A 25,103-nucleotide genomic window follows, 5' to 3' on the forward strand; every position below is an offset into this window, starting at 1 on the left:
GATGCTAGGATCGAATCATGTCGGTACAGGAACGCAAGGAGCGCGAACGGGCGGTCCGCGAGCGCCTCATCGTGGCGACGGCCCGCGAACTCGCCGAGCAGCAGGGCTGGGACGCGGTCACCACCCGCCGGCTCGCCGAGCGCATCGAGTACAGCCAGCCCGTCCTCTACAGCCACTTCCGCGGCAAGCGCGAGATCATCGGCGCCGTCGCCCTCCAGGGCGCCACAGAGATGGCCGTGGCGGTGCGGGCCGCGACCGCCGCCGCGGACGGCCCGCGCGAGCGGGTCGCCGCCCTCGCGCGCGCCTACCTCGACTTCGCCGCACGCAACCCGGCGGTCTACGACGCCATCTTCCAGCTCGACGGCGGTCTCCCGTACGCGCAGGAGGACACCCCGGAGCCTCTGAAGGACGCCTTCGCCGCGCTCCTGGAGAGCCTGGGCGAGGTCGCCGGCGACGGCGTCGACCCGGGGCTGTTCACCGAGACGTTCTGGGCCGCCCTGCATGGCCTGGCGACCCTGACCCGGGCGGGACGGCTGCCCACAGGGGACGCCGAGCGGAGAGCCGAACTACTGGTGGACCGGCTCGCCGTGGTCTGACGCGTCGTACGGCCGAGCAGCAGGGGTCTTCGGGCCTGGCTGTCCGCCTGCGGCTCCCGGTCACCATCGCCCCGGAACTCGGGCGGAAGTAGCTCAGCGCGGGAAGCCGCCCGTGTCGAGCGCCGAGAGGAACGGTTCGGGGAAGGCGACGGTCCTGCCGAACGGCACCGGATCGTCGTGCTTGTACACCCCGCCCTCCGGCTCCGTGAACAGCGTCGCCATGGGCCCGCGTGCGTCGAACCGATCGATGAGCAGATACGCGGGGACCGGCGCATGGGCGTATGCCCACAGCTTCTTGGTCCGGTCGTCCTTCGCATTGCTCTTCGAGGCGATCTCCACGACCAGCAGTGTGTCGGCGCCGTCGACGGGCAGCGGGTCCTCACCCGCGTCGGCTGCCCGCTGCGCCAGCTCCGCCCGCTCGAAAACGACCAGGTCGGGAACGTATAGCTTGCCCAGGCTCGCAATGTGCACACCGAGTGTCTGATACAGCCCGTAGCCGTCGGGCAGGCACCTGTACAGCCACTGCGACACCAGGTCGGCGATGAGATTGTGGCCGCTGCTGGGGGGTGGAACCACGATGATCCGGCCCTCGTCGATTTCGGCCCGCCAACCGTCGGGCACGTCCATGTCCTGCCAGGCCTTAAGCAGGCGTCCCCACTGGGAGCCGCCTTCCACCACTTCAGCGGTCACCGCGGACCTCCCGATCTCGGCCTCACACGACATGAACGTACCGGCGCTCATCGGGCCCGGCGCCCACATTCCTCAGCGTCCCACGATCGTGTGAGCGATGCAGCAACCCGGCGCCGGACCACGGCAACCTCCCTCTCCGATTCACCTCCCGCACCCCCTCACGTAGTCCCCAGCACCGCCGCCAGCCGCAGCGCCATGTCCAGGTTGCAGCGGCCCAGGTCCACCAGCGGGAACAGCACCTCCCCCGCGCACGTCAGCGGGTCGATCCGCAGTGACGGCAGCACCACCCCGGCCCGCGCCAGGCCCTCCCGCAGTTGCTCCACGGCCACCTCCACCGCTCGGACCCGCTCCATAGCCGTCAGCGCCATCTCTCTTGTCCTCCCGCACACCGAGTGTTCTACTTCCCTCACCCAGCGTGGCCGACTCCCGCTAGCCTGACTACCGACGGCAACCCAACAGCCCCGCATGTCCAAGGGAGTTGCCCATGTCAAGCCCCAAGAACCTCGACCCCTCCTCCTCTCCCCGCGCCCTCCTCGGCGCCGAACTCCGCTTCGCCCGCGAGAGATCCGGACTCACTCAGGAAGAACTCGGCCAGCCCCTCTTCGTCTCCGGCTCCTTCATCGGCCAACTCGAATCCGGCACCCGCCGCATGCACCTCGAATACGCCCGCCAGATCGACCAAATCCTGGGCACCGAGAGCTTCTTCACCCGCAACTGCGTCGCCGCCGCCAAGTCCAAGTACCCCGACCACTTCGCCGAAGCGGCGGAGGCCGAAGCCGTCGCCGTCACCATTCGGGAGTACGCGCCTCTTCTCATCCCGGGTTTGCTTCAGACTGAGACGTATGCGCGGGCCGTGTTCCGCGCCTACCAACCCACAGCCCCGGACACCGTCATCGATGAGCTGGTGGCGGCTCGGCTGGAGCGGGCACAGCTCCTCAGTGATCCAACAACCCCCCTGTTGTGGGTGGTAATTGACGAGGCTGTACTGAGGAGAGTGGTTGGCGGCTCTGCTGTGATGGCTGAGGCGTTGGCCCACGTGGCGGCACTGGGATCCCAGCACCGCGTCATCGTGCAAGTCCTGCCTTTCGACGCGGGCGCGCACATGGCCTTGGAAGGCTCACTCAAGCTCATGGCCTTCGAGGACGCTCCCCCTCTTGCCTATCTCCAGGGCCTGGGGACCGGACGCTTGCAGGACGACCCGGCCACCGTCGCCCAGTACGAACTGACCTACGATCTACTGGGGGCCAGCGCACTGTCACCTCAACAATCCCTGGCCCTGATCAAATCAGTGGCGGAGGATTACGCCCATGAGGATCAGCCCTGAGTACGACCTGAGCAAAGCCACTTGGCACAAGTCCAGTTACAGCGGCGGCAGTGGAGGCGACTGCCTTGAGATAGCCCGCTGGCAGAAGTCCAGTTACAGCGGGGGCGACGGAGGCAACTGCCTCGAAGTTGGCCGCTGGCGCAAGTCCACCTACAGCGGGGGCGACGGTGGCGACTGCCTCGAAGTCGCGGACGACTTCGCCCACATCATCCCCGTACGCGACTCCAAGGCCGCCCCCGGCGGCCCGACGCTCGTGTTCCGAGCCGCAGCGTGGTCGGCCTTCATCGCCGACGTAAAGGGATCCAACATGGCGGGCTGAACTCCCCGTTCGCCGAGGACGAGCCGGTCGCCGTCATACGGTGGCCGGCTCGTCGCGCATGTCCCGAAGCTCAAGCAGTGAGCCCCGAGCCGTGCTTGAAAAGGAATGGGCGGAGGGCCTCAACCCGCCCTCCCTCCCTGCCAGTTGGGCGCACGCGTTGAAGAATTCGCACTTTCCGCGTTCGACTTGCCACGGAGGGTGACGACCCTCTAGCGTCCCAGACAGCAAACAGCCCCCGTCAGGTGCGGGAACACCTCCGGGGGCTTGACCGCAAGATCGAAACGACCGATCCGGCGGTTTGACCACCACGATCAAAGGCCGATCTGATGGCTGACAGCCACTTTAGTGCCGTGCCCTCCACCGCGCACGCAGACCCGCATCCCATGGCCAATCCGGGCTACGGAAAGCGTTCGACACCCGGCCAACCGGACCGCACGAACAACGACTTCGCGCACCTTCCGCCCCGCGAGGCAGCCATCGCCGCGTACGTCGACCGGCTCCCGGAAGGCGCGGACATCTCCGTGAAGACGCTGGCCAAGGTGCTGCCATACGGCCAGTGCGCCTTGCGTACCGCTCTTCAGTACCTCGTGGGCGCGGGCCACCTGCGCCGGGGGCGCGAACATCTGCTCGGCTCGGACAGCGCGCGATGGGTGACCCGCACCTGGTTCTCGCGCACGGCGCGGGACGACGCATGGTGGGCGGAATTCACCCGAGGGGGTGTCGAGGACACGGCCCCGTCGCCGCCGCCCCCGCCTCCCTCTGCCCTCGCTCCCTCCCTCTCCCCCGCTCCCACTGTTGCTCAACCGGCCACCCGCAGCCGGGCGTTCATACTGCTGGCCGCGCTGGGGCGTACCGCACCGGCGCTTTCCCTCTCGGCGAGGGACTGTTCGGACCTGGAACCGCTGGCGGCCGCTTGGTTCGAGCGCGGCGCGACGGAACAGGACGTACTGCGTGCCCTGACCGCCGGTCTCCCGACCCCGGTCTACAGTGCCGCCGCCATCACCCGGACCCGCCTCATCGGCAAGCTACCGCCGGAACCACCGCCCCCGCGTCCGGCCCTGCGCGTTCTGGAGTGTGCGAAGTGCGGCGCCCCTGGACGCCCAGAGGCTCTGCCGGGCGGTGAGTGCGCCTCCTGCCGAGGCGAACCACGCCTACCCCGCGCCGCTCTCCCGTCCGACAGGGTCCGCGCCCATGCTGCCGAAGCCCGCGCGGCAGCGACCCGACGACCCGAGAGGGCTCCCACAGGGCTGTCTACTTGGTGGACTTCAGCGTGATCTCGCCGTTGCTGGTGGTCAGGTCCAGGTGGTGCGCGGCGGACGGGTTGTCCGCGATGCCGATGTTCTTGCCGCCCCTGTGGGTCTGGGCGGAGACCCGGTACGGGCCGGACGGGGCGGTGACGCTGATGCTGCCGTTGGACGTCTGCGCGCGGACGTCTTGGGCGATCGCCGGGGTGATGGAGATCGAGCCGTTGGAGGTCTGCGCCTTGATGCCCGTGCCCTTCAGGCCGCCGGCCTTGATCGAGCCGTTGGTGGTGTGGACGTCGACGGGTCCGTTCGCCCCGTCCACGATGATCTCCCCGTCGCTGGTGGACACCTTCACCTCGCCCACCGCCGACAGCTTCATGCCGCCCGCCTTGGCCGAGCCGGTCACCGGGATCCCGGCCGGGACGTCGACCGTGTAGTCCACCGAGCAGTGCGAGCCGCAGTCGTTGAGCACCAGAACGCCGTTCTCGACGCGATACGTCGAGCCCTCCGGCTTCGTACCGCGGTACGTGACCTCACGGTGCAGGGACACCTTGGCGAGGCCTTCCTTGCCCCGGAGCCGTACGCCCCCGGACTTGGTGTCGATGCGTACCGAGGTGATCTTCTGCGAGACCTTGCTGTCGTCCTTGAACACCTTGTCGTTCACGACGTCGCACGCGCCCAGCGCGCCGACCGCGAGCGCGGTGAGGGTCACGGCCGCGATGGAGCGGATCCGCAGCTGTGTGGTACGCATGAAAGTCCCCCGGGTGTCGGTCAGTTGGGGCGGTTCGGGCTGCTGCCGCCGTTGATCACCAACGTAACCGGGTCCGAAGGCTCCCGCCATGAACCCAGCACCCCTACTGCCCTTCCACTTTTCCGTACCCCCTGGGGTCGGAAAAGCCGAAGGGCGGCACCCCCTTGATGGGGATACCGCCCTCGGCGTACAGCTTCGTACCGCTTGTACTGCTGTGCCGCTTTATGGAGCTACTGATCCGTGAGGGATCAGAAGTCCATGTCACCGCCCGGCATGCCGCCCGGAGCGCCCGCAGAGGCCTTCTCCGGCTTGTCGGCGATGACGGCCTCGGTGGTGAGGAAGAGCGCCGCGATGGAGGCGGCGTTCTGCAGCGCGGAGCGCGTGACCTTCGCCGGGTCGATGATGCCCTCGGCGATCATGTCGACGTACTCGCCCGTGGCGGCGTTCAGACCGTGGCCGACGGCCAGGTTGCGCACCTTCTCCACGACGACGCCGCCCTCAAGACCACCGTTGACGGCGATCTGCTTCAGCGGGGCCTCCAGGGCGAGCCTCACGGCGTTGGCGCCGGTCGCCTCGTCACCCTCCAGGTCCAGCTTCTCGAAGACCGAGGAAGCCTGGAGCAGAGCCACGCCACCACCGGCGACGATGCCCTCCTCGACGGCCGCCTTCGCGTTGCGAACGGCGTCCTCGATGCGGTGCTTGCGCTCCTTGAGCTCGACCTCGGTCGCGGCACCGGCCTTGATGACCGCAACACCGCCGGCGAGCTTCGCCAGGCGCTCCTGCAGCTTCTCGCGGTCGTAGTCCGAGTCGCTGTTCTCGATCTCGGCGCGGATCTGGTTGACGCGGCCCTGGACCTGCTCGCTGTCACCGGAACCGTCGACGATCGTCGTCTCGTCCTTGGTGATGACGACCTTGCGGGCGCGGCCGAGCAGGTCGAGACCGGCGTTCTCCAGCTTGAGGCCGACCTCCTCGGAGATGACCGTGCCGCCCGTGAGGATGGCGATGTCACCGAGCATGGCCTTGCGGCGGTCGCCGAAGCCCGGAGCCTTGACGGCGACGGACTTGAAGGTGCCGCGGATCTTGTTGACGACCAGGGTCGACAGGGCCTCGCCCTCGACGTCCTCGGCGATGATCAGCAGCGGCTTGCCGGACTGCATGACCTTCTCAAGGAGCGGCAGCAGGTCCTTGACCGAGCTGATCTTCGAGTTGACGATCAGGATGTACGGGTCGTCGAGCGACGCCTCCATACGCTCCATGTCGGTGGCGAAGTACGCCGAGATGTAGCCCTTGTCGAAGCGCATGCCCTCGGTGAGCTCAAGCTCAAGACCGAAGGTCTGCGACTCCTCGACGGTGATGACGCCTTCCTTGCCGACCTTGTCCATCGCCTCGGCGATGAGCTCGCCGATCTGGGTGTCGGCGGCGGAGATGGAGGCGGTGGAGGCGATCTGCTCCTTGGTCTCCACGTCCTTGGCCTGCTCAAGCAGGGCGCCGGAGACGGCCTCGACGGCCTTCTCGATGCCGCGCTTGAGGGCCATCGGGTTGGCGCCGGCGGCCACGTTGCGCAGACCCTCGCGCACCAGGGCCTGGGCCAGGACGGTCGCGGTGGTCGTACCGTCACCGGCGACGTCGTCCGTCTTCTTGGCGACTTCCTTGACCAGCTCGGCGCCGATCTTCTCGAACGGGTCCTCGAGCTCGATCTCCTTGGCGATGGAAACACCATCGTTGGTGATCGTGGGGGCGCCCCACTTCTTCTCGAGGACGACGTTGCGGCCCTTGGGGCCAAGGGTGACCTTGACGGCGTCGGCGAGCTGGTTCATCCCGCGCTCGAGACCGCGCCGTGCCTCCTCGTCGAACGCGATGATCTTGGCCATGTGAAGTGGTCCTCCCGGACAGGGGTGGCGTTCTTCGTGGACCGTGCCGGTGCCCGCGACGGACGGCCTGCAGCCCTTGTGGTTCCTTGCCCCACCCGGCCTGCGGGCCTCACTGACCCGATCCAAGTTCTGTCACTCTCACTGGGAGAGTGCTAACGCCAATGATTAGCACTCGGCCCCTGCGAGTGCAAGCGAGTCTCTTGAACCCGGGTCCTCTGTCGGCCTCCCTCGGCTGCGACCCGGCACCGGCGGGGGCTCCGCCCCCACGCCCCGGCTCCTCAAACTCCGGAGGGGCTTCGGGGAATACGCCTGCGGACCGTGCGTGGCTGGTCGCGCAGTTCCCCGCGCCCCTGAAGGGGCAGCCCCCTGGGACGGAGGAACGCGTGAGGGGGGCCACCCTTTTGGGCAGCCCCCCTCATGCGTGAGTGCGTCGGTGGTCGATCGCGCCGAGATCAGACGGCGAGCTTGACCATGTCCGCCTGCGGACCCTTCTGGCCCTGCGAGATCTCGAACTCGACTCGCTGACCTTCTTCAAGGGTGCGGTAGCCGTCCATCTGGATCGCGCTGTAGTGGACGAAAACATCCGCACCACCGTCGACCGCGATGAAGCCGTACCCCTTCTCCGCGTTGAACCACTTGACGGTGCCCTGAGCCATGCCTAACTCCCCTATTACTGGCCCTTGCACGGGACCGCACTTCGCGGACCCGGGTCAGACCTCCACCCTCCGACAGGAGAGGGTGTGCGCCGGAACGCGTCGACCGCGGCTGAATGTATCTGCCCAACTGCCCTCTGCAACAGGTCAATCGGACGAGAATTCCGGGCACACTCGGAGAGCGGAATGCCATGAATTCAACATTCCGGGGCAAGTCGGGCCGGGCAAAGTGCACTTAAGGAGCAAATGGCTCGCACACTTTGACCCCATGTTGTCGCGTTCTCATATGCACTTGGCACACGAAGCGAAGGGGCCTTCCCAACTGTACCGCGATCAACCATGCAGAATTGCCCCCTCCGCTTCTCGTGCGGAGAGGGCAATTCGGGGGAAACGCGCGACGGATCAGCCTCCGGCGACGGCCGGGATGATCGAGACTCCGGCGCCCTCGGGCGTGGCGGTCTGAAGGCCCTGCTCGAAGCGCACGTCGTCGTCGTTGACGTACACGTTGACGAAGCGGCGCAGCTTGCCCTGGTCGTCCAGGACGCGCGCGGCGATCCCGGTGTGCTTCTTCTCCAGGTCGGCGATGACCTCGGCGAGGGTCCCGCCCTCGGCCGGCACCTCGGCCTGACCGCCGGTGTAGGTGCGGAGAATCGTGGGGATGCGGACGTTCACGCTCATGGTTCGGTGCTCCTAGTCGTTCGGCAGTGGCTCAGTGGGCGAGGCCCGCGTCGCGGAACGCGTCCAGGCTCGGGCGGATCGTCGCGGTCGGGCCGGTGGTCGGGGCCACGGCGTCGAGCGTCTTGAGGCCGTCACCCGTGTTGAGAACAACCGTAGTGAGGGACGGGTCGATGAGACCGGCCTCGATGAGCTTCTTCGTGACGCCCACCGTCACCCCGCCCGCCGTCTCCGCGAAAATGCCCTCGGTGCGGGCGAGCAGCTTGATGGCGTCGACGATCTGCTCGTCGTTGACGTCCTCCACCGCGCCGCCGGTGCGGCGGGCGATGTCCAGGACGTACGGGCCGTCCGCCGGGTTGCCGATCGCCAGGGACTTGGCGATGGTGTCGGGCTTCTGGGGGCGTACGACGTCGTGGCCGGCCTTGAAGGCGGTCGACACCGGCGAGCAGCCCTCGGCCTGCGCGCCGAAGATCTTGTACGGCTTGTCCTCGACCAGGCCGAGCTTGATGAGCTCCTGAAGTCCCTTGTCGATCTTGGTGAGTTGGGAGCCCGAGGCGATCGGGATGACCAGCTGGTCCGGCAGCCGCCAGCCGAGCTGCTCGCAGATCTCGTACGCCAGCGTCTTGGAACCCTCGCCGTAGTACGGGCGCAGGTTGACGTTGACGAAGCCCCAGCCCTCGCCGAGCGGGTCGCCGATGAGCTCGGAGCAGAAGCGGTTGACGTCGTCGTAGTTGCCCTCGATGCCGACGAGCTCGCCGCCGTACACCGCGGCCATGACGACCTTGCCCTGCTCCAGGTCGTGCGGGATGAACACGCAGGAGCGGAATCCGGCCCGCGCGGCGGCGGCGCCGACTGCGCCCGCGAGGTTTCCGGTGGAGGAGCAGGAGAGCGTGGTGAAGCCGAAGGCGCGGGCGGCCTCCAGGGCCTGGGCGACGACGCGGTCCTTGAAGGAGTGCGTCGGGTTGCCGGAGTCGTCCTTGACGAACAGCTTGCCGGGCTCGACGCCCAGCTCGCGCGCCAGGTTCTCGGCCTTGACGAGCTTGGTGAAGCCGGGGTTCAGGTTCGGCTTGTCGGCCACGTCGGCGGGGACGGGGAGCAGCGGGGCGTAGCGCCAGATGTTCTCGGGGCCGGCCTCGATCCGCTTGCGCAGCGCCTCGGGGTCGCCGAGCGGCAGGTCATAAGCCACTTCGAGCGGTCCGAAACACAGTTCGCAGGCGAAGATCGGGCCAAGTTCGAAGCGCTGGCCGCACTCGCGGCAGGAAAGCCCGGACGCCGGACCGAGATCAACAGAGGTATCGACCGAAGTGTCGACAGAGGTGCGGCTTTCAACAGTCTGTGCAGACATGGAGGGGAGGCCCTTTCTCCTCATCTTCCTCATGGCGAACGTCGCCATGAGACGGATTTGGCACCTTCCCTAGCCGGTGGCCTCGTTGTCTTGATCGACGAGAACCGACTGGAGGGTTGCCGGGGCTTCAACGGGCCGTTTCCCTCTGCCCCTCTGGATGAGCGGTATTCGATTGTCAGCGTGGTGACGACCCCCGACATGCGACGGTCATCCGCGTTGTTCAAGACTGTAACCGAAGCCCTGGACGGTTGAGATAGCCGTCCGAACCGCGAGATGGATCACATGAGGAGGCCGGGGACCGTGCTGGAAGAGGTGGAACGCTGGCTGAGCAGGCGTTCCTGGTCCGCGGCCGAGCGGCCGCTGGACCGGATCATGGCCGCGAAGCACAAGGGCGGAGCCACCGTCAGCGTCGTCCTGCCCGCCCTTGACGAGGAAGCTACGGTCGGTGACATCGTCGGCGCGATCCGCCGCACCCTGATGACCGGGCAGACGCCGCTCGTGGACGAGCTGGTCGTGATCGACTCCGGCTCCACCGACCGTACGGCCGAGGTCGCGGCGGCGGCCGGCGCGCGGGTCGTGCACCGGGACGCGATCCTGCCGCGGATACCGGCGCTGCCCGGCAAGGGCGAGGTGCTGTGGCGCTCGCTCCTGGTGACCAGCGGCGACATCGTGTGCTTCATCGACGCCGACCTGAAGGACTTCGACCCGGCGTTCGTGTCCGGGATCGTCGGGCCGCTCCTCACCGACCCGGACGTGGACTTCGTCAAGGCGATGTACGACCGCCCGCTCGGCGAGGCGGCCGGTCAGGGCGGCCGGGTCACCGAGCTGGTGGCGCGCCCGCTGCTCAACCTGCACTGGCCCCAACTGGCGGGATTCGTCCAGCCGTTGGGCGGAGAGTACGCGGCCCGGCGCTCGCTCCTGGAACGGCTGCCGTTCCCCGTCGGGTACGGAGTGGAGCTCGCCCTGCTGGTCGACGCGCTGCACACGGTGGGCCTCGACGCGCTGGCGCAGGTCGATGTCGGGGTACGCAAGCACCGCCACCAGGACGGCCAAGCGCTCGGCCGGATGGCCGCCGCGATCTACCGCACCGCCCAGCTCCGCCTGTCCCGGGGCCATCTCGTGCGCCCCGAGCTGACCCAGTTCGAGCGGGGCGAGCACGGCTTCGTACCGCGCACGTACGCCGTGGACACCGAGGAGCGGCCGCCGATGCGGGACATCGAGGAGTACCCGCTCCACCGCGCCGCGTAGGGGCCGGGAAGGACGGCCGGATACCGCCCCCCGGGCCGGGCGTACGCGTGTTTGGGCGATTGCGCGGCGGGCTAGGTTCCGCTCATGGTCTCCGCGCACGCCACCCCCAAGGTCCAGGTACTCGTCGCGTCCAACCGCGGCCCCGTCTCGTACGTCCTCAAGGAGGACGGTTCGCTGGAGTCGAAGCGGGGCGGGGGCGGGCTCGTCTCCGGGCTCAGCGCGATCGGCGACGAGGTGGAGTCGCTGTGGGTGTGCGCGGCGCTCGGGGACGGCGACCGCGAGGCAGTGCGGCGGGGCGTGGGTGAACAAGGTGTCCGGATGCTGGACATCGACCCGGAGGTGTTCGCCCAGGCGTACAACGGCATCGCGAACTCGGTGCTGTGGTTCGTCCACCACATGCTGTACCAGACGCCGCTGGAGCCGGTCTTCGACGCGGAGTTCCGGCGGCAGTGGGCTTCGTACGAGGCGTACAACCGGGCGTTCGCCGAGGCGCTGGCGGCGGCGGCCGGGGACGGGGCGCGGGTCCTGGTGCAGGACTACCACCTGGCGCTGGTGCCGGGGATGCTCCGCGAGCTCCGCCCCGACCTGCGGATCGGGCATTTCTCGCACACGCCGTGGGCGCCGGTGGACTACTTCCGGATGCTGCCGGACGACATCGCGGGGCAGCTGGTGCGGGGGATGCTCGGCGCGGACCGGCTGGGGTTCCTCACCCGGCGGTGGGCGGGCGCGTTCATGAACACGGTGACGGCCACGCTCCCTGCCGAGACGGATGCGTTCATTCCGTCCGGCGAGGGGCAGCGGACGGAGGCGTTCGTTCCGTCCGGCGAGGGGCGGCACTGGATCCGGCACACCGTGCCCGGCCGGGCGCCGCACGAGACGGACATCGCGGTGTACCCGCTGGGCGCGGACGGAGACTTCCTGCGGCGGCGCTCGCGCGAGGCGGACGTGGCGCAGCGGATGGCGGCGCTGCGCGAGCAGATCGGGGCGGGCCGCAGGACGATCGTGCGGGTCGACCGCACCGAGCTGTCCAAGAACATCGTGCGGGGGCTGCACGCGTACCGGCATCTGCTGGATGCGCACCCCGAGTGGCGGGAGCGGGTCGTGCACGTCGCCTTCGCGTATCCCTCGCGGCAGGACCTCGCGGTGTACCGGGACTACACGGCGGAGGTCGCGCGGGTGGCCGCCGACATCAACTCGGCGTACGGGACGGCAAGTTGGACCCCCGTCGTGCTGCACGTCCAGGACGACTTCGCGCGTTCGCTCGCCGCGTACCGGCTCGCGGACGTCGCCCTGGTGAACCCCATCCGGGACGGCATGAACCTCGTCGCGAAGGAGGTGCCGGTGGTGTCGGACGCGGGGTGCGTGCTGGTGCTGTCGCGGGAGGCGGGGGCGTGTGCGGAGCTCGGGGAGGACGCGCTGGTCGTGAACCCGTACGACGTGACGGGGACGGCTGCCGCGTTGCACTCGGCGCTGTCCATGGGGGACGGGGAGCGGGGGGAGCGGACGAAGCGGCTCGCTGCGGCGGGGACGGCGGTGTCGCCCCGGCGGTGGTTCCTGGAGCAGCTGGAGGCGCTGGCAGCAGGATGAGCCACCGGGCTCCCCGGCTACATATGGGTGGCCAGAGTCCGCAGGAACGTCGTTACCGACGCCGGGCCGTTCAGCAACAGGTCGGCCCTGTCGGAGAGTTCGGGGACTATCGTGTCGGCGGCCACCAGCACGCCCGGGGTTCCGTCCGAGCGGAGCTTTTCCACGGCGGCGAAGGCGGGGAGGTCGCCCAGGTCGTCGCCCGCGTACAGGACGGACTCGGCGCCGACCTCTCGCAGGTACGCGGCCAGCGCCACCCCCTTGTCCATGCCGGGGGGCCTCAACTCCAGTACCAGGCGGCCTGGTTCGAGGACCAGGCCGTGGCGGGTCGCGAGGTCGGCCAGGGGTTCGCGGAGGGCCTCGTAGGCGGCCTCGGGGTCCTGGGCCCGGCGGGTGTGGACCGCTACGGCCTGGCCCTTCTCCTCCACCCAGGTGCCGCGCCAGGCGCCGTGGGAGTCGAGGACCCCGGGGAGTTCGGCGCGGGCGGCGGCCACGCCGGGGTGGGGGGCGGGGGTGTGGACGGTGCCGGTGACCGCGTCCCAGCGTTCGGCGCCGTAGTGGCCGAGGACCACGAGGTGCTCCAGGCCGGGTACGCCCGCGAAGCCGCCGTAGCGGACCGCGACCCCGGCCGGCCGGCCGGTGACCACGGCGACGGAGGCCACGTGGGGGGCCAGCGCGGTGAGCGCCGGAACGGCGTCGGGGTGGGCGCGGGCCTGTTCCGGGTCGGCGACGATCTCGGCGAGCGTGCCGTCGAAGTCGAGCGCGATGACGGCCCGCTCCGGCCGCGCGACGATCGCGGCGAGCCCGTCGCGGCCGGACTGGGTGGCGGGGGTCGGCAAGGGGTGCGATTGGCTGCCCATGCGCCCGACCCTATCGGGGTGCGGGCCGCTGGGGGCGGGTGCACGTATGGCGCAACGGGGCGCGCCCCTCAGCGGCGGTTCCGCTGCTCGTCCCGGACCCTGCGGAGGCGGTTGACCGTGACCGGGTCGTGGGCGAGGGCGCGGGTGTCGTCGAGGAGGGCGTTGAGCAACTGGTAGTAGCGGGTGGGCGAGATGCCGAGCTCCTCGCGGATGGCTCGTTCCTTGGCACCCGGGGTGGGCCAGGACCGCCCCTCCATGCGGAGCACGGCCTGCGCGCGGTCGTCCAACTCACTCATACCGCCCACCGTATCCGGGGCCGGTCGGCAAAAATCAAGCCTCTCATGGGGGTCCCCCTGGCCCTTTAGGCCTTGGGGGAGTTTGAGGAGCGGGGGTCCGGGGGCGGAGCCCCCGGGGGGTTTGGGGCGGAGCCCCAAGGAACCCAGGGTTATTCCGCGTTCTCCGCGTCCGTCGCCACCTTCGCGATGTCCTGAAGTACCGACTTCGGCGAGCCGCCCGGCGTAACCGCCGCGCCGATCTTCTTCTTCACCGTCTCGCTCACCTTCGGCCACGACGTCTTGCCCACCGGAGGCAGCACGGACGTCGGCAGGGCGGCCAGGAACGGCTTGAGGTCCTTGTACTTGGCGTCCGCCGACTGTGCCGTCGACGCCGACACCGTGGAGGGCAGCAGGTCGTACTGGTCGGCGAAGTTCAGCACGTTCTGGTCGGAGAACGTGAAGTCGAGGAACTTCCCGATCTGCGCCCGGTGCCCGCTCTGCTTGAAGCCCATGATCCAGTCGGCGACGCCCATCGCCGCCTTGGCCGGGCCGTTCGGCCCGGGCAGCGGGACCATGCCGAACTTGATGCCCTTCTTCTTGGCCTGCTCCATCAGCGAGGGGTGGCCGTTGAGCATGCCCACCTCACCCTTGGCGAACGCGTCGAACGCGGCCTGCCGGTTGAGCTTGGCGGGGGCGACCGGACCGGTCAGCTCGGGCTCGACCAGGTTGGTCTTCAGCCAGTCGAAGGTCTGGACGTTCTCGGGCGAGTCGATGTCGTACCCGTCGACCGAGTTCGTGTAGCCGCCGTTGCCGCTGAGCATCCACATCATGGTCTCGGCCTGCGACTCCTCGCTGCCGAGCGGCAGCGCGAAGGGGGTCTTCACACCCTTGGCCTTGAGCGCCTTGGCGTCGGACGCTATTTCGGCCCAGGTCGTCGGCGCCTTGATGTGCGCCTCGTCGAACAGCGTCTGGTTGTAGAAGAGCAGCCGGGTGGAGGCCACGAACGGCATGCCGTACGCGACGCGCTTGACCTGGCCCGCGTCCGCGAGCGACGACAGGAAGTCGGCCTGCACGGGGATGGAGAGCAGCTGGTCGACGCTGTAGAGCTTGCCGGTCGCCGCGTAGTCCGAGTACGCGCCGATCTGCGCGATGTCGGGGGCGTGGCCCGCCTTCACCATCTCGGCGACCTTGGCATCGACCACGTCCCAGGAGAAGATCGACACGTCTATCTTGATGCCGGGATTCTTCTTCTCGAAGTCTGCGACGACCTTGTCCCAGTACGTCTTCGTACTGCCGCCGCCTGCGATGTCGTAGTCCGCCGCCACCAGCTTGAGGGTGACGCTGCCGGATCCGCTCTGCCCGCCGCACCCCGAGAGCACTGCCGTCATGCCGAATGCGGCCACTGCCGCGGTCAAGCCCAAGAAGCGCCGCTGCACGCGCTATCCCACCCTCGTTGTGATCCTGGCGGATCCAGTCGGTCCCCCGTGACGTCCTGTTGTGAGCTGCGATTTTCCCTCATACGGGGGCATGAGGTCTACACCAGTCGCATATCGCTTCCGCAACGCCCGGTGCAAGAGTACATTGGAGAAATTTGAGCGGGGAAAGCGCTTTCTACTCCATCCGGCGAGTGGACTAGACCTTTAGTGGGTGTTGGCGCGAGACTGTCCCCCGTGAGACACGTCATCGCCCTGGATGTGGGCGGCACCGGGATGAAGGCCGCCCTGGTCGGGGTGGACGGCACGCTGCTCCACGAGGCGCGCAGGCCCACCGGCAGGGAGCGCGGGCCCGACGCCGTCGTCGAGTCGATCCTCGCGTTCGCCGCCGATCTGCGGGCGTACGGGGAGGAGCACTTCGGCGAAAGCGCCGTCGCGGCCGGGGTCGCCGTGCCCGGCATCGTCGACGCCGAGAACGGGATCGCCGCGTACGCGGCCAACCTGGGCTGGCGCGACGTACCCATGCGCCGGCTGCTCAGCGAGCGGCTGCGGGGCGTGCCGGTCGCGCTCGGCCACGATGTGCGCACCGGCGGCCTCGCCGAGGGCCGGATCGGCGCGGGCAAGGGCGCCGACCGCTTCCTGTTCGTGCCGCTCGGCACCGGGATCGCGGGCGCCATCGGCATCGACGGCCGGGTCGAGCCGGGCGCGCACGGCTTCGCCGGGGAGATCGGCCACATCGTCGTACGCCCCGGAGGCATCGCCTGCCCCTGCGGCCAGCGGGGCTGTCTGGAGCGCCTGGCCTCCGCCTCCGCGGTGACGCTGGCCTGGGCTCGGGCGAGCGGCGATCCGGACGCGGACGCCGCCGACTGCGCCAAGGCCGTCGAGTCCGGCGACCCGCGGGCGATCGCCGTGTGGCAGAACGCGGTCGACGCGCTCGCCGATGGCCTGGTCACCGCGCTCACCCTGCTCGACCCCCGCACGCTGATCATCGGTGGCGGACTCGCCGAAGCCGGGGAAACCTTGTTCGTACCGCTCCGGGCCGCCGTCGAGGAGCGCGTGACGTTCCAGAAGCTGCCCGAGATCGTCCCGGCGGCCCTCGGGGACACCGCCGGATGCCTGGGCGCGGGGCTGCTCGCCTGGGACCTCGTCGCCACGACCACCGACTCCAGTGAGGTAACCGCCTGATGGCCGCATCGAAAGTTCTCTCCGGCGCCCGCGTCGTCCTCCCGACCGGGGTCGTCGAGAACGGCCGCGTGATCGTCGACGGCACGGCCATCGCCGGGGCGGCCCCCGACGGCGCGCCGTCCCTCGACCTGTCGGGCCACTGGGTCGTGCCCGGCTTCGTGGACATGCACAACCACGGCGGGGGCGGCGCCTCGTTCACCAACGGCACGGTCGAGGACGTACTCAAGGGCCTCCACACCCACCGGCTGCACGGCACGACCACGGTGGTCGCCTCCACGGTGACCGGCGAGATGGACGTCCTGGCCCAGCGCGCCGGGCTGCTCTCCGAACTGGTCGAGCAGGGCGAGCTGGCCGGCATCCACTTCGAGGGCCCGTTCATCTCGCCGTGCCGCAAGGGCGCGCACAGCGAGGACCTGCTGCGCCACCCGGACCCGGCCGAGGTCCGCAAGCTGATGGACGCCGCGCGCGGCACCGCGAAGATGTTCACGCTCGCCACCGAACTGCCCGGCGGCCTCGACTCCGTACGCCTGCTCGCCGAGCACGGCGTCGTCGCGGCGATCGGCCACACCGACGCCTCGTACGAGCAGACCGTCGAGGCGATCGACGCCGGTGCCACCGTCGCCACCCACCTCTTCAACGCGATGCCCCCGCTCGGCCACCGCGAGCCGGGCCCGATCGCGGCCCTCCTGGAGGACGAGCGGATCACCGTCGAGCTCATCAACGACGGTACGCATCTGCACCCCGCGGCCCTCGAACTCGCCTTCCGCCACAAGGGCGCGGACCGGGTCGCGTTCATCACGGACGCCATGGACGCGGCCGGGTTCGGCGACGGCCTCTACCACTTGGGCCCGCTGGAGGTCGAGGTCAAGGAAGGCGTGGCGCGGCTTGTGGAGGGCGGTTCGATCGCGGGCTCCACGCTCACCCTGGACCGCGCGTTCAAGCGCTCGGTGACGATCGACGGCATCTCGGTCGAGGACACGGTGCGGGCACTTTCGGCCAATCCGGCCCGGCTGCTCGGCATCGACGACAAGGTGGGCTCGCTCGATCCCGGCAAGGACGCCGACCTGGTGGTCCTGGACGCCGAGTTCACCGTCAAGGGCGTGCTGCGCAAGGGCGCTTGGGTGGTTGAGCCGCAACTCGGCTGATTACACCCGGTTTTGGCGCGGCGGCAGTTCGGGGTCTGGGCCTGCCGCCGTCCGTTTGGCATGATCACCCCGTGATTCTGACCGTCACGCTGAACACCGCGCTCGACATCACCTACCGCGTCCCCGCCCTCGTACCGCACGCGAGCCATCGCGTCGAAGAGGTCACCGAACGCCCCGGCGGCAAGGGGCTCAACGTCGCCCGGGTGCTCGCCGCGCTCGGGCACGAGACAGTCGTGACGGGGTTCGTGGGCGGCCCGAGCGGCGAGGTGCTGCGCGCGCTGCTCGCGGACCTCGCGCCCGTCGACGCGCTCGTCCCCATCGAGGGCGCCACCCGCCGCACGATCGCCGTGGTGGACGCGGGGAGCGGCGACACCACCCAGCTCAACGAGCCGGGCCCGCTCGTCTCGCCCGCCGAGTGGGACGCCTTCCTCGCGACGTACGAGCGGCTGCTCGCCGACGCCGACGCGGTGGCGCTGTGCGGGAGTCTGCCGCCGGGGCTGCCGGTCGGTGCGTACGCCCAGCTGGTGCGCCAGGCCCGTACCGCGAAGGTGCCGGTGCTCCTGGACACCAGCGGCGAGCCGCTGCGCCGTGGCATCGCGGCCCGGCCCGATCTGGTCAAACCCAACGCCGCCGAACTGGCCCAGCTGACCGGTTCGCGCGAGCCGCTGCGCGCGGCCGGGGACGCGCGCCGGCGCGGCGCGCACACGGTGGTCGCCTCGCTCGGCCCCGAAGGCCTCCTCGCGGCCGCCCCCGAAGGGCTGTGGCAGGCGGCCCCGCCGGCCGCCGTCCAGGGCAATCCGACGGGCGCGGGCGACTCGGCGGTGGCCGGGCTGCTGTCCGCTCTGGTCGAGGGGCTCGACTGGCCGGGCCGCCTGACGCGCGCGGTGGCCCTGTCGGCTGCGACCGTACTGGCGCCCGCGGCGGGCGAGTTCGACCGGAAGGCGTACGAGGAACTGCTCGGCTCAGTGCGCGTGACCCGGCACGCGCACTGAACGAGCGACCTCCTCAAGGAGGAGGCGTCCTCCTTGGGAGGAAGCGGCCTCCTCAGGAGGAGGGGGTCAGCCAGATCTGGTCAAGGTTGGCCTGGCACTGGTTGCCCTGCTCGCAGGACAGCTTGATCTCGTTGGCGCCCTTGTTGAGCTGCACTATGGCGAAGGTGCTCTGCCAGCCCTTGGCCCAGTCGCCGGCCGGGGAGGCCGCGAAGTTCTTCATGTTCATCGGGCGGGTCTGCGCCTTGCCGTTGAGCGTTATCGTCGCGTTCGCGTCGGCGCCCGGCACGCCGTAGCGCAGGTTCAGCTTGTACGAGCCGGCCTTCGGGACGTCGGGCTTCCAGGTCACCGAAGCGCCCACGTTGTTGAAGTTGCCGACGAACGCGCCGCCGGTGCCCTGCGCGCCCGGCACATTGGTGCCGACCTGCGCGGAGCCGCCGAGCGTCAGCGTCGCCGCGTCGTCCTTGGGGAGCGCGGCCGGTGCGGAGGCCGAGGACGACGGGTCGGTGCTCGGCGTCGCGGGTTGGCTGGAAGCGGACTTGCCAGGATTGGCGGTGTCGCTCTTCTTGGCCGTGTTGTCGCTGTTGCTGGCCAGCGCCACGGTGATGCCTATGACGACGGCCGCGACCACCGCGACCGCGCCGATCAGCAGCCCCTTGGTGTTGGGGCCGCGCCCCTGCGGGGTTGCCGGGGGCGGCGGGGTCTGCCGGGGCGGGGCGCCGCCCGGGTAGGTCTCGGGCGCCGCGTACTGGGCGGTCGGCTGCCCGTACTGCTGCTGCGGGGGCCCTTGGTACTGCTGCTGCGGGATCTGTCCGTACTGGCGCTCACCGACCGTGCGCACCTGGTTGTACGACGTCCTGGGGACTCCGGGCTGCTGCTGCCCCACTGTCGGCCCGGGGTAGCCGTAGCCGCCACCGGTGCGGGGCGGGTTGGCGCCTGAGGCCTGCCCGTCCGCGTACAGGTAGCCGAACGGATCGTCGTCCTCGGGGGTGTTCGCGCCGTTGTTGCCGGGCGTCGTCATCCGGGGTCACTCCTCACTGTCCGCCAGCCGTCGCCGACCGGCCGAGCCTACCCCGAACGGGCGACTGCCCCGTCTGGGCTTGACCACACCCGACCGAGGCCGTTCGATCAGCCGGCCCGGCGGTGGACCTTGGAACGCGACCGCTTCTCGATGTACATCCGCTGGTCGGCGGAGCGCAGGACCTCTTCCACGGACATCCCGCAGCTCGCCCAGCCGATGCCGAAACTGGCCCCCACCCGGACCGCCCTGCCGTCCACGCGAATGGGCGGGATGATCGCGTTGCGCAGCCGAACCGCCAGGTCGGCGGCGTCCGCCGCGCCGAGCCCGTCCGCGAGGACGACGAATTCGTCACCTCCGAGCCTGGCGACGGTGTCGCCGTCCCGCACGCCCGTGGTGAGGCGGCGCGCGACCTCGATGAGGACGGCGTCACCGGTGTGGTGGCCGAACCTGTCGTTGATCGACTTGAAGCCGTCGAGGTCGCAGAAGAGCACCGCGAGCCCCTTCGTACCGTCGTCGATCTCACTGCCGGGGGCCACGGCGTGGACGTGGTGGTCGTACGGTCCGCCGCCGGGCACCGCGTCGAAGTCGAAGCCGTCGGCGCGGAACGCGTGCCCGTGCGCCTCACTCTCGCCGACGGCGGGCAGCCGGTCGTACGCCGCGTCCAGGGTTTCGGCCGCACTCGCCGGGCCGCCGACGGAGTGCGGCCGGGGACAGAGCCGGGCCGAGAGCCTCGCGCGCAGCTCGGCGCTGTTGGGCAGGCCGGTGAGGGCGTCGTGCGAGGCGCGGTGGGCGAGCTGGAGCTCGTGCCGCTTGCGGTCCTCGATGTCCTCGACGTGGGTGAGCAGGAAGCGGGGCCCGTCGGCGGTGTCGGCGACCACGGAGTTGCGCAGCGACACCCACACATAAGTGCCGTCGCGCCGCCCGAGCCGCAGTTCGGCCCGGCCGCCCTCGGCGGAGGTGCGCAGGAGTGTCCCTATGTCCTCGGGGTGGACGAGGTCGGCGAAGGAGTAGCGCCGCATCACGGAGGCGGGCCGCCCGAGCAGCCGGCACAGGGCGTCGTTGGTGCGGAGCAGCCGGCCGTGCTGGTCGCCGCCCATCTCGGCGATGGCCATGCCGGAGGGCGCGTACTCGAAGGCCTGCCGGAAGCTCTCCTCGCTGGCGCGCAGCGCCTGCTGCTCGCGCTCCAGGCGGACCAGGGCGCGCTGCATGTTTGCGCGGAGCCGGGCGTTGCTGATCGCAATCGCCGACTGCGAGGCGTACATCTGGAGCGCTTCCCTCCCCCAGGCACCGGGCTTGCGGCCGTTGCGGGGTTTGTCGACAGAGATGACGCCGAGGAGTTCCTGCGCGCCGCCCGCGGAGTACATCGGGGCGTAGAGGCGGTCCTGCGGATGCCACTCGTCCTCGAAGCGCGGATCGGGTCCCTCGGTGTACCACTGGGGTACGTCGTCCTCCAGGAGCACCCAGCCCTCGGTGTGCGGGATGAAGCGGAGCCCGTCCCAGTCCTCGCCCATCGCCAGGCGGCGCTCCCAGGAGGCACGCGAGCCGACCCGGCCGGTGATCAGGGCTTCGGCGGCGGCGTTGCCCGCGAAGGCGGCGACGACCAGGTCACCGTCGGGACGTACGAGGTTGACGCAGGCCAGCTCGTAGCCGAGTCCGGCGGTGATGCCGTCCGCAACGGTCTGCAGCGTGTCGGCCAGGCTGCGGGCGGTGTTCAGCTCCGCAACCACCTGATGCAGCTGCCGCAAGGTCGCAAGACGGACGTACGGCTCCGACTCGGTCTCCATTGCTCGCTCTCCCCGAGACCTCGACAGCAACTCCTGGCTTCAGATCGGCGTACCTTTTCCACTGTCCCCGCCACTGAATCACAGCGAGCTGTCTAGCCGGTACACAGGGTCAACAAATAGTGCCCTCTGTGACTCAAGTCACAGCAGATGATGAAGAGTTGGACGGTCTTTCCGTCTTTGCCCCCTACCATTCCTGAACGCAAACACCCCAGGGGTGCGGGCGTCGGGAGCGGGCGGGGCCTCGGCCGCGAGACCTAGGTCCCGGCTGGTTCCAGGGCCCGATGCGGCCGACGGTGCGAGGAGACTAGCGTTCCGGTTGTGTTGCAGACACCCCTTTCCGCCGCCCTTTCCCCGCTTTCCGCACTTCCCCCACTTCCCCCGGGGACCCCTCATCCTGATGGGGTGAGCAATGACGAGTTCCGCGCGGCGATGTCCCGGCTGGCCGCGGGCGTGGTCCTGGTGACCGCGCACGACACCGAGGACGGGCCCAGAGGCGAGGACGTCGGCATGACGGCGACCGCCTTCATGTCGGTGTCCCTGGACCCGCCGCTGGTCCTCGTCTCGCTGCGCAACGGCTCACGGATGGACGACCTCCTCGCGGAGCAGCCGCTGTGGGCGGTGTCGGTGCTGTCCGAGAGCCAGCGCCACATCGCGGGCCGGTTCGCGATGAAGGGCCGCATCAGCGACCGGCTGCTCTTCGAGGACATCCCGTACCGCAGCGGCGAGGTGAGCGGCGCCCCGCTGGTCGGCGGCGCGCTCGCGACCCTGGAGTGCCGCACCGAGCAGCACATCGTGGCGGGCGACCACACCCTCGTCATCGGCCGCGTCCTGACGGTGGGCCTGCCGAGCGCGGACGGCGGACCGTTGGCGTACTTCCGGGGCAAGTACCGGCAGTTGGGCTGAGCGGCCGCGCTTCAGGCGTGGGCGCGGGTCACCCGTCACCGCCAGCCGCGGGGGCCCCGGTCACCCGGCGCTGTTCCCGCAACGGCGCGGCTCACCAGTCGCGGCCGGTGCGGCCCTTCTTGGTCTGGGCGCGCTGCTTCTTCTCGCGCAGGCGGCGCTCGTTGATGCCGCGCGGGATCTTCGTGGCGCGGCGCGGCTTGGGCGGCGGGGCGGTCGCCTCGGCGAGCAGCGAGGCGAGCCGGACGGCGGCGGTCTCGCGGTTGCGCCACTGCGAGCGGTGCTCGGACGCCCGTACCGAGATGACGCCGCCCACCAGCCGGTTCGCGAGCCGGTCAAGCGCGCGGGTCTTCCAGACCTCCGGCAGCGCCTCGGTCTTGGCGAGGTCGAAGCGGAGCTCCACCTGGGAGTCGCTGGTGTTGACGTGCTGGCCGCCGGGCCCGGACGACCGGGAGAAACGCCAGATCAGCTCGGCCTCCGGGAGGGAGACGGAGCCGCGGATGAGGTAGGGCCCGGACATGACATCCATGGTGACGGCTCCGCGGCACCCCGTCACCCGCTTTTCCCCACGTAACGCGCGCCTCGGTCCGTCCCGAAGCTGCCGCCTCCCGTGTCGGCTCCTTGTCGCCCTCCTGTCGGCCGCTTGGCAAAGAAAGTAAAGGCGGTTGGAACCTCCCGGTCCCCCGCCGACGTTATGAGGGATGACGGCGGCTTCGGGACGGCCCGAGGCCCGCGCATCACGACGAAGGGGACATCCCATGGCTGTAAGCCTGTCCAAGGGCGGCAACATCTCGCTCACCAAGGAGGCCCCGGGCCTGACCGCCGTCACGGTCGGCCTCGGCTGGGACGTCCGCACCACCACCGGCACCGACTTCGACCTGGACGCCTCGGCCATAGCGGTGAACGCGGCGGGCAAGGTCTACTCCGACGGCCACTTCGTCTTCTTCAACAACAAGTCGACGCCGGACCAGACCATCGTCCACACCGGCGACAACACCACCGGCGAGGGCGAGGGCGACGACGAGTCCATCAACGTCAACCTGGCCGGCCTGCCCGCCGACATCGACAAGATCGTCTTCCCGGTCTCGATCTACGACGCCGAGAACCGCTCGCAGAACTTCGGCCAGGTGCGGAACGCCTTCATCCGTATCGTCAACCAGGCCGGCGGCGCCGAGATCGCCCGCTACGACCTGAGCGAGGACGCCGCGACCGAGACCGCGATGGTCTTCGGCGAGCTGTACCGCAACGGCGCGGAGTGGAAGTTCCGCGCCGTGGGCCAGGGTTACGCCTCGGGCCTGGTCGGCATCGCGAAGGACTTCGGCGTCAACGTCTGACGCAACTGACGTTCCCGACTCCCTGACGGCCTGACGTTCCTGGCGCCCCAGCCCCGACGTCCCGACGGCCTGACGTTCCGAGTTGATGCCCCCGGCGTTCACGCCGGGGGCATCAACTGCATCAACTGCCTTACGCGCGGCTTGAATTCGCCGTTCAGCGGACATCGGCAACCCCCTTCCGGACACGATCAAGTCAAATAGTTGTCGGCACACTGTCAAGATGTGGTCATCTGCTGGCAGTCTCCAACTCGCCCCCACGGAACGAGTGAAGGAGACCACCGAGTGCGAACCACTCTGCGTGCCGCCGCTCTTGCTGCATCCGCCGCCATGGTCGTCGTCGGCGTACAGTCCGGATCCACCGCCGGTGCCGCCGACCGCCAGGCCGGTGCCACCGCGCTTCCCCTCAGCACCTCCCAGCAGGCCGAGGCCCTGAGCGCCGCCCAGGACGCGGCGCCCGCCGCCGCCCGCCAGATCGGGCTCGGCGCGAAGGAACAGCTCGTCGTCCGCGATGTGATCAAGGACGCCGACGGCACGGTCCACACCCGCTACGAGCGCACCTACGACGGTCTGCCCGTCCTCGGCGGCGACCTGGTCGTGCACACCGCGAAGGACGGCGCCCTCAAGGGCGTCAACAAGGCGACCGACGCGAAGATATCCGTCGCCACCGCCACCACCTCGCTCAAAGCCGCCCCCACCGGCGCCCGCAAGGTCATCTGGGCGGCCACCGGCAAGCCCGTCCTCGCCTACGAGCGCACAGTCACCGGCACCCAGCCCGACGGCACCCCGAGCCGCCGCGACATCGTCACGGACGCCACCACCGGTGCCGAGCTGTACTCCCACGAGGAGATCGAGACCGGCACCGGGACCAGCGAGTACTCCGGCACCGTCACCCTCGGCACCACGAAGAGCGGCTCCAGCTACAGCCTCACCGACGCCGCGCGCGGCGGACACAAGACGTACGACCTGAACCACGGCAGCTCCGGCACCGGCACCCTCTTCACCAAGTCCACCGACACCTGGGGCAACGGCCTGGCCTCCAACCGCGAGACCGCCGCCGTCGACGCCCACTACGGCGCGGCCGTCACCTGGGACTTCTACAAGACCGAGTTCGGCCGCAACGGCATCGCGGGCAACGGCAAGGCCGCCTACTCGCGGGTCCACTACGGCAACGCGTACGTCAACGCGTTCTGGGACGACAGCTGCTTCTGCATGACGTACGGCGACGGCGCGGGCAACGCCAAGCCGCTCACCGCACTGGACGTGGCCGGTCACGAGATGAGCCACGGCCTGACCGCCGCCACCGCCAAGCTGAACTACAGCCGGGAGTCCGGCGGCCTCAACGAGGCGACCAGCGACATGTTCGGCACCTCGGTGGAGTTCTACGCCAACAACAAGTCCCACCCGGGCAACTACCTCATCGGCGAGCAGCTCGACATCAACGGCAACGGCACCCCGCTGCGCTACATGGACAAGCCGAGCAAGGACGGCAAGTCCGCCGACTACTGGTCAGCGAGCGTCGGCGGCCTCGACGTGCACTACTCGTCCGGCCCCGCCAACCACTTCTTCTACCTGCTGTCCGAGGGCAGCGGCGCGAAGACGATCAACGGGGTGAGCTACAACTCGCCGACCCACGACGGCTCCAAGGTCACCGGGATCGGCCGGGTCAAGGCGTACAAGATCTGGTACAAGGCGCTCTCCACGTACATGACCTCGACCACCAACTACGCGGGGGCGCGCACCACGACCCTCAAGGCGGCGGCCGATCTGTACGGCGCGAGCAGCACCGAGTACAAGACGGTGGCGGCGGCGTGGACCGCCATCAACGTGAAGTAGAGAAGTAGAGACAGAGACGAAGAAGTAGATGTGACGCGTCAGAT

Annotated in this window: 25 protein-coding genes and 1 riboswitch; of the genes, 12 read left to right on the top strand and 13 right to left on the bottom strand. The window is 69.7% G+C overall.

The features are described 5' to 3' along the window. Positions 1-17 precede the first annotated feature (17 nt). The gene (locus tag ACIBK6_RS21660) at positions 18-596 is read left to right on the top strand and encodes a TetR/AcrR family transcriptional regulator (protein WP_399052921.1); all 579 of its coding nucleotides are present in this window, start codon (positions 18-20) and stop codon (positions 594-596) included. Positions 597-689: 93 nt separating this feature from the next. On the opposite strand, the gene ACIBK6_RS21665 is transcribed toward ACIBK6_RS21660, so the two are convergent. Together ACIBK6_RS21665 and ACIBK6_RS21670 are read right to left on the bottom strand one after the other, a co-directional pair. After that, positions 690-1,286 carry a Uma2 family endonuclease gene (locus tag ACIBK6_RS21665; RefSeq protein WP_399052922.1) on the bottom strand — a complete coding sequence of 199 codons (597 nt, stop codon included), beginning with the start codon at positions 1,284-1,286 and terminating at the stop codon, positions 690-692. A 158-nt stretch (positions 1,287-1,444) separates the two neighbouring features. Then, positions 1,445-1,654, bottom strand: a complete 210-nt coding sequence (locus ACIBK6_RS21670; RefSeq protein WP_399052923.1) for a hypothetical protein — start codon at positions 1,652-1,654, stop codon at positions 1,445-1,447. Positions 1,655-1,770: 116 nt separating this feature from the next. On the opposite strand from ACIBK6_RS21670, the gene ACIBK6_RS21675 reads away from it, so the two are divergent. The 3 genes from ACIBK6_RS21675 (at position 1,771) to ACIBK6_RS21685 (ending at position 4,203) form a co-directional block, all read left to right on the top strand. Beyond that, positions 1,771-2,610: a Scr1 family TA system antitoxin-like transcriptional regulator gene (locus ACIBK6_RS21675; protein WP_399052924.1), complete on the top strand. Its 840-nt coding sequence runs from the start codon at positions 1,771-1,773 to the stop codon at positions 2,608-2,610. After that, entirely contained in the window at positions 2,594-2,929 is a 336-nt protein-coding gene (locus tag ACIBK6_RS21680) for a DUF397 domain-containing protein (RefSeq protein ID WP_399052925.1), read from the top strand. The genes ACIBK6_RS21675 and ACIBK6_RS21680 overlap by 17 nt, the downstream gene beginning before the upstream one ends. A 326-nt stretch (positions 2,930-3,255) precedes the next feature. Next, positions 3,256-4,203 carry a hypothetical protein gene (locus ACIBK6_RS21685; RefSeq protein WP_399052926.1) on the top strand — a complete coding sequence of 316 codons (948 nt, stop codon included), beginning with the start codon at positions 3,256-3,258 and terminating at the stop codon, positions 4,201-4,203. Here the strand turns inward: ACIBK6_RS21685 and ACIBK6_RS21690 are convergent. The 5 genes from ACIBK6_RS21690 to thrC form a co-directional block, all read right to left on the bottom strand. Further along, positions 4,181-4,924 carry a DUF4097 family beta strand repeat-containing protein gene (locus tag ACIBK6_RS21690; protein ID WP_399052927.1) on the bottom strand — a complete coding sequence of 248 codons (744 nt, stop codon included), beginning with the start codon at positions 4,922-4,924 and terminating at the stop codon, positions 4,181-4,183. The genes ACIBK6_RS21685 and ACIBK6_RS21690 overlap by 23 nt on opposite strands. Before the next feature lie 248 nt (positions 4,925-5,172). After that, positions 5,173-6,795: a chaperonin GroEL gene (gene groL / locus ACIBK6_RS21695; protein WP_399052928.1), complete on the bottom strand. Its 1,623-nt coding sequence runs from the start codon at positions 6,793-6,795 to the stop codon at positions 5,173-5,175. Positions 6,796-7,247: 452 nt separating this feature from the next. Further along, on the bottom strand, positions 7,248-7,451 hold the full coding sequence (locus ACIBK6_RS21700) for a cold-shock protein (RefSeq protein ID WP_005315736.1): 204 nt from the start codon (positions 7,449-7,451) through the stop codon (positions 7,248-7,250). Between the two features lie 399 nt (positions 7,452-7,850). Next, positions 7,851-8,126 carry a MoaD/ThiS family protein gene (locus ACIBK6_RS21705; protein WP_399052929.1) on the bottom strand — a complete coding sequence of 92 codons (276 nt, stop codon included), beginning with the start codon at positions 8,124-8,126 and terminating at the stop codon, positions 7,851-7,853. A gap of 31 nt (positions 8,127-8,157) precedes the next feature. Continuing rightward, entirely contained in the window at positions 8,158-9,468 is a 1,311-nt protein-coding gene (thrC, locus tag ACIBK6_RS21710; RefSeq protein ID WP_399052930.1) for a threonine synthase, read from the bottom strand. A 17-nt stretch (positions 9,469-9,485) separates the two neighbouring features. Continuing rightward, a riboswitch (SAM riboswitch) is annotated at positions 9,486-9,632 on the bottom strand. Between the two features lie 136 nt (positions 9,633-9,768). Here thrC and ACIBK6_RS21715 point away from each other — a divergent pair. Together ACIBK6_RS21715 and ACIBK6_RS21720 are read left to right on the top strand one after the other, a co-directional pair. Then, entirely contained in the window at positions 9,769-10,716 is a 948-nt protein-coding gene (locus ACIBK6_RS21715; protein WP_399052931.1) for a glucosyl-3-phosphoglycerate synthase, read from the top strand. A gap of 84 nt (positions 10,717-10,800) precedes the next feature. Further along, complete coding sequence (locus ACIBK6_RS21720) at positions 10,801-12,303, top strand: trehalose-6-phosphate synthase (RefSeq protein WP_399052932.1); 1,503 nt, start codon at positions 10,801-10,803, stop codon at positions 12,301-12,303. Between the two features lie 17 nt (positions 12,304-12,320). Here the strand turns inward: ACIBK6_RS21720 and otsB are convergent, their stop codons facing one another. The 3 genes from otsB to ACIBK6_RS21735 all read right to left on the bottom strand — a co-directional run bounded on the left by otsB (position 12,321) and on the right by ACIBK6_RS21735 (position 14,823). Next, complete coding sequence (gene otsB, locus ACIBK6_RS21725; protein ID WP_399052933.1) at positions 12,321-13,160, bottom strand: trehalose-phosphatase; 840 nt, start codon at positions 13,158-13,160, stop codon at positions 12,321-12,323. Positions 13,161-13,228: 68 nt separating this feature from the next. Beyond that, complete coding sequence (locus tag ACIBK6_RS21730) at positions 13,229-13,456, bottom strand: DUF3263 domain-containing protein (RefSeq protein ID WP_399052934.1); 228 nt, start codon at positions 13,454-13,456, stop codon at positions 13,229-13,231. A gap of 149 nt (positions 13,457-13,605) precedes the next feature. Continuing rightward, positions 13,606-14,823, bottom strand: coding sequence for an extracellular solute-binding protein (locus ACIBK6_RS21735; protein WP_399052935.1), 1,218 nt, complete (start codon positions 14,821-14,823; stop codon positions 13,606-13,608). A 282-nt stretch (positions 14,824-15,105) separates the two neighbouring features. On the opposite strand from ACIBK6_RS21735, the gene ACIBK6_RS21740 reads away from it, so the two are divergent. The 3 genes from ACIBK6_RS21740 (at position 15,106) to ACIBK6_RS21750 (ending at position 18,190) form a co-directional block, all read left to right on the top strand. Further along, positions 15,106-16,053: an ROK family protein gene (locus ACIBK6_RS21740; RefSeq protein WP_399052936.1), complete on the top strand. Its 948-nt coding sequence runs from the start codon at positions 15,106-15,108 to the stop codon at positions 16,051-16,053. Beyond that, positions 16,053-17,198, top strand: a complete 1,146-nt coding sequence (gene nagA / locus ACIBK6_RS21745; RefSeq protein ID WP_399052937.1) for an N-acetylglucosamine-6-phosphate deacetylase — start codon at positions 16,053-16,055, stop codon at positions 17,196-17,198. Before ACIBK6_RS21740 ends, nagA begins: the two co-directional genes overlap by 1 nt. Positions 17,199-17,269: 71 nt before the next feature. Then, positions 17,270-18,190: a 1-phosphofructokinase family hexose kinase gene (locus ACIBK6_RS21750; RefSeq protein ID WP_399052938.1), complete on the top strand. Its 921-nt coding sequence runs from the start codon at positions 17,270-17,272 to the stop codon at positions 18,188-18,190. Between the two features lie 52 nt (positions 18,191-18,242). Here the strand turns inward: ACIBK6_RS21750 and ACIBK6_RS21755 are convergent, their stop codons facing one another. Together ACIBK6_RS21755 and cdgB are read right to left on the bottom strand one after the other, a co-directional pair. Beyond that, positions 18,243-19,208: a CBM35 domain-containing protein gene (locus tag ACIBK6_RS21755; RefSeq protein WP_399052939.1), complete on the bottom strand. Its 966-nt coding sequence runs from the start codon at positions 19,206-19,208 to the stop codon at positions 18,243-18,245. Between the two features lie 107 nt (positions 19,209-19,315). Then, a complete protein-coding gene (gene cdgB / locus ACIBK6_RS21760) occupies positions 19,316-20,992 on the bottom strand; it encodes a diguanylate cyclase CdgB (RefSeq protein WP_399052940.1) in 1,677 nt (558 codons plus the stop codon). 402 nt (positions 20,993-21,394) lie between these two features. Between cdgB and ACIBK6_RS21765 the strand changes: the two genes are divergently transcribed. Next, complete coding sequence (locus ACIBK6_RS21765; protein ID WP_399052941.1) at positions 21,395-21,895, top strand: flavin reductase family protein; 501 nt, start codon at positions 21,395-21,397, stop codon at positions 21,893-21,895. Between the two features lie 91 nt (positions 21,896-21,986). Here the strand turns inward: ACIBK6_RS21765 and arfB are convergent, their stop codons facing one another. Beyond that, entirely contained in the window at positions 21,987-22,421 is a 435-nt protein-coding gene (gene arfB / locus ACIBK6_RS21770) for an alternative ribosome rescue aminoacyl-tRNA hydrolase ArfB (RefSeq protein WP_399052942.1), read from the bottom strand. A gap of 229 nt (positions 22,422-22,650) precedes the next feature. On the opposite strand from arfB, the gene ACIBK6_RS21775 reads away from it, so the two are divergent. Together ACIBK6_RS21775 and ACIBK6_RS21780 are read left to right on the top strand one after the other, a co-directional pair. After that, positions 22,651-23,226 (top strand): TerD family protein, encoded by a 576-nt coding sequence (locus ACIBK6_RS21775; protein ID WP_399052943.1) that lies wholly within the window; start codon positions 22,651-22,653, stop codon positions 23,224-23,226. Positions 23,227-23,553: 327 nt separating this feature from the next. Then, entirely contained in the window at positions 23,554-25,059 is a 1,506-nt protein-coding gene (locus ACIBK6_RS21780) for a M4 family metallopeptidase (protein ID WP_399053054.1), read from the top strand. Positions 25,060-25,103: the final 44 nt, after the last annotated feature.

This window comes from Streptomyces sp. NPDC050485, from assembly GCF_044458185.1.
In the GTDB taxonomy this organism is placed as follows: domain Bacteria; phylum Actinomycetota; class Actinomycetes; order Streptomycetales; family Streptomycetaceae; genus Streptomyces.

What these genes read in the sequence shown, in the direction of transcription:
- ACIBK6_RS21660 (WP_399052921.1), top strand. Translation starts at nt 18, where the DNA reads ATGTCGGTACAGGAACGCAAGGAGCGCGAACGGGCGGTCCGCGAGCGC.
- ACIBK6_RS21670 (WP_399052923.1), bottom strand. Translation starts at nt 1,654, where the DNA reads ATGGCGCTGACGGCTATGGAGCGGGTCCGAGCGGTGGAGGTGGCCGTG.
- ACIBK6_RS21675 (WP_399052924.1), top strand. Translation starts at nt 1,771, where the DNA reads ATGTCAAGCCCCAAGAACCTCGACCCCTCCTCCTCTCCCCGCGCCCTC.
- ACIBK6_RS21680 (WP_399052925.1), top strand. Translation starts at nt 2,594, where the DNA reads ATGAGGATCAGCCCTGAGTACGACCTGAGCAAAGCCACTTGGCACAAG.
- ACIBK6_RS21685 (WP_399052926.1), top strand. Translation starts at nt 3,256, where the DNA reads ATGGCTGACAGCCACTTTAGTGCCGTGCCCTCCACCGCGCACGCAGAC.
- ACIBK6_RS21690 (WP_399052927.1), bottom strand. Translation starts at nt 4,924, where the DNA reads ATGCGTACCACACAGCTGCGGATCCGCTCCATCGCGGCCGTGACCCTC.
- groL (WP_399052928.1), bottom strand. Translation starts at nt 6,795, where the DNA reads ATGGCCAAGATCATCGCGTTCGACGAGGAGGCACGGCGCGGTCTCGAG.
- ACIBK6_RS21700 (WP_005315736.1), bottom strand. Translation starts at nt 7,451, where the DNA reads ATGGCTCAGGGCACCGTCAAGTGGTTCAACGCGGAGAAGGGGTACGGC.
- ACIBK6_RS21705 (WP_399052929.1), bottom strand. Translation starts at nt 8,126, where the DNA reads ATGAGCGTGAACGTCCGCATCCCCACGATTCTCCGCACCTACACCGGC.
- thrC (WP_399052930.1), bottom strand. Translation starts at nt 9,468, where the DNA reads ATGTCTGCACAGACTGTTGAAAGCCGCACCTCTGTCGACACTTCGGTC.
- ACIBK6_RS21720 (WP_399052932.1), top strand. Translation starts at nt 10,801, where the DNA reads ATGGTCTCCGCGCACGCCACCCCCAAGGTCCAGGTACTCGTCGCGTCC.
- otsB (WP_399052933.1), bottom strand. Translation starts at nt 13,160, where the DNA reads ATGGGCAGCCAATCGCACCCCTTGCCGACCCCCGCCACCCAGTCCGGC.
- ACIBK6_RS21730 (WP_399052934.1), bottom strand. Translation starts at nt 13,456, where the DNA reads ATGAGTGAGTTGGACGACCGCGCGCAGGCCGTGCTCCGCATGGAGGGG.
- ACIBK6_RS21735 (WP_399052935.1), bottom strand. Translation starts at nt 14,823, where the DNA reads ATGACGGCAGTGCTCTCGGGGTGCGGCGGGCAGAGCGGATCCGGCAGC.
- nagA (WP_399052937.1), top strand. Translation starts at nt 16,053, where the DNA reads ATGGCCGCATCGAAAGTTCTCTCCGGCGCCCGCGTCGTCCTCCCGACC.
- ACIBK6_RS21755 (WP_399052939.1), bottom strand. Translation starts at nt 19,208, where the DNA reads ATGACGACGCCCGGCAACAACGGCGCGAACACCCCCGAGGACGACGAT.
- cdgB (WP_399052940.1), bottom strand. Translation starts at nt 20,992, where the DNA reads ATGGAGACCGAGTCGGAGCCGTACGTCCGTCTTGCGACCTTGCGGCAG.
- arfB (WP_399052942.1), bottom strand. Translation starts at nt 22,421, where the DNA reads ATGGATGTCATGTCCGGGCCCTACCTCATCCGCGGCTCCGTCTCCCTC.
- ACIBK6_RS21775 (WP_399052943.1), top strand. Translation starts at nt 22,651, where the DNA reads ATGGCTGTAAGCCTGTCCAAGGGCGGCAACATCTCGCTCACCAAGGAG.
- ACIBK6_RS21780 (WP_399053054.1), top strand. Translation starts at nt 23,554, where the DNA reads ATGGTCGTCGTCGGCGTACAGTCCGGATCCACCGCCGGTGCCGCCGAC.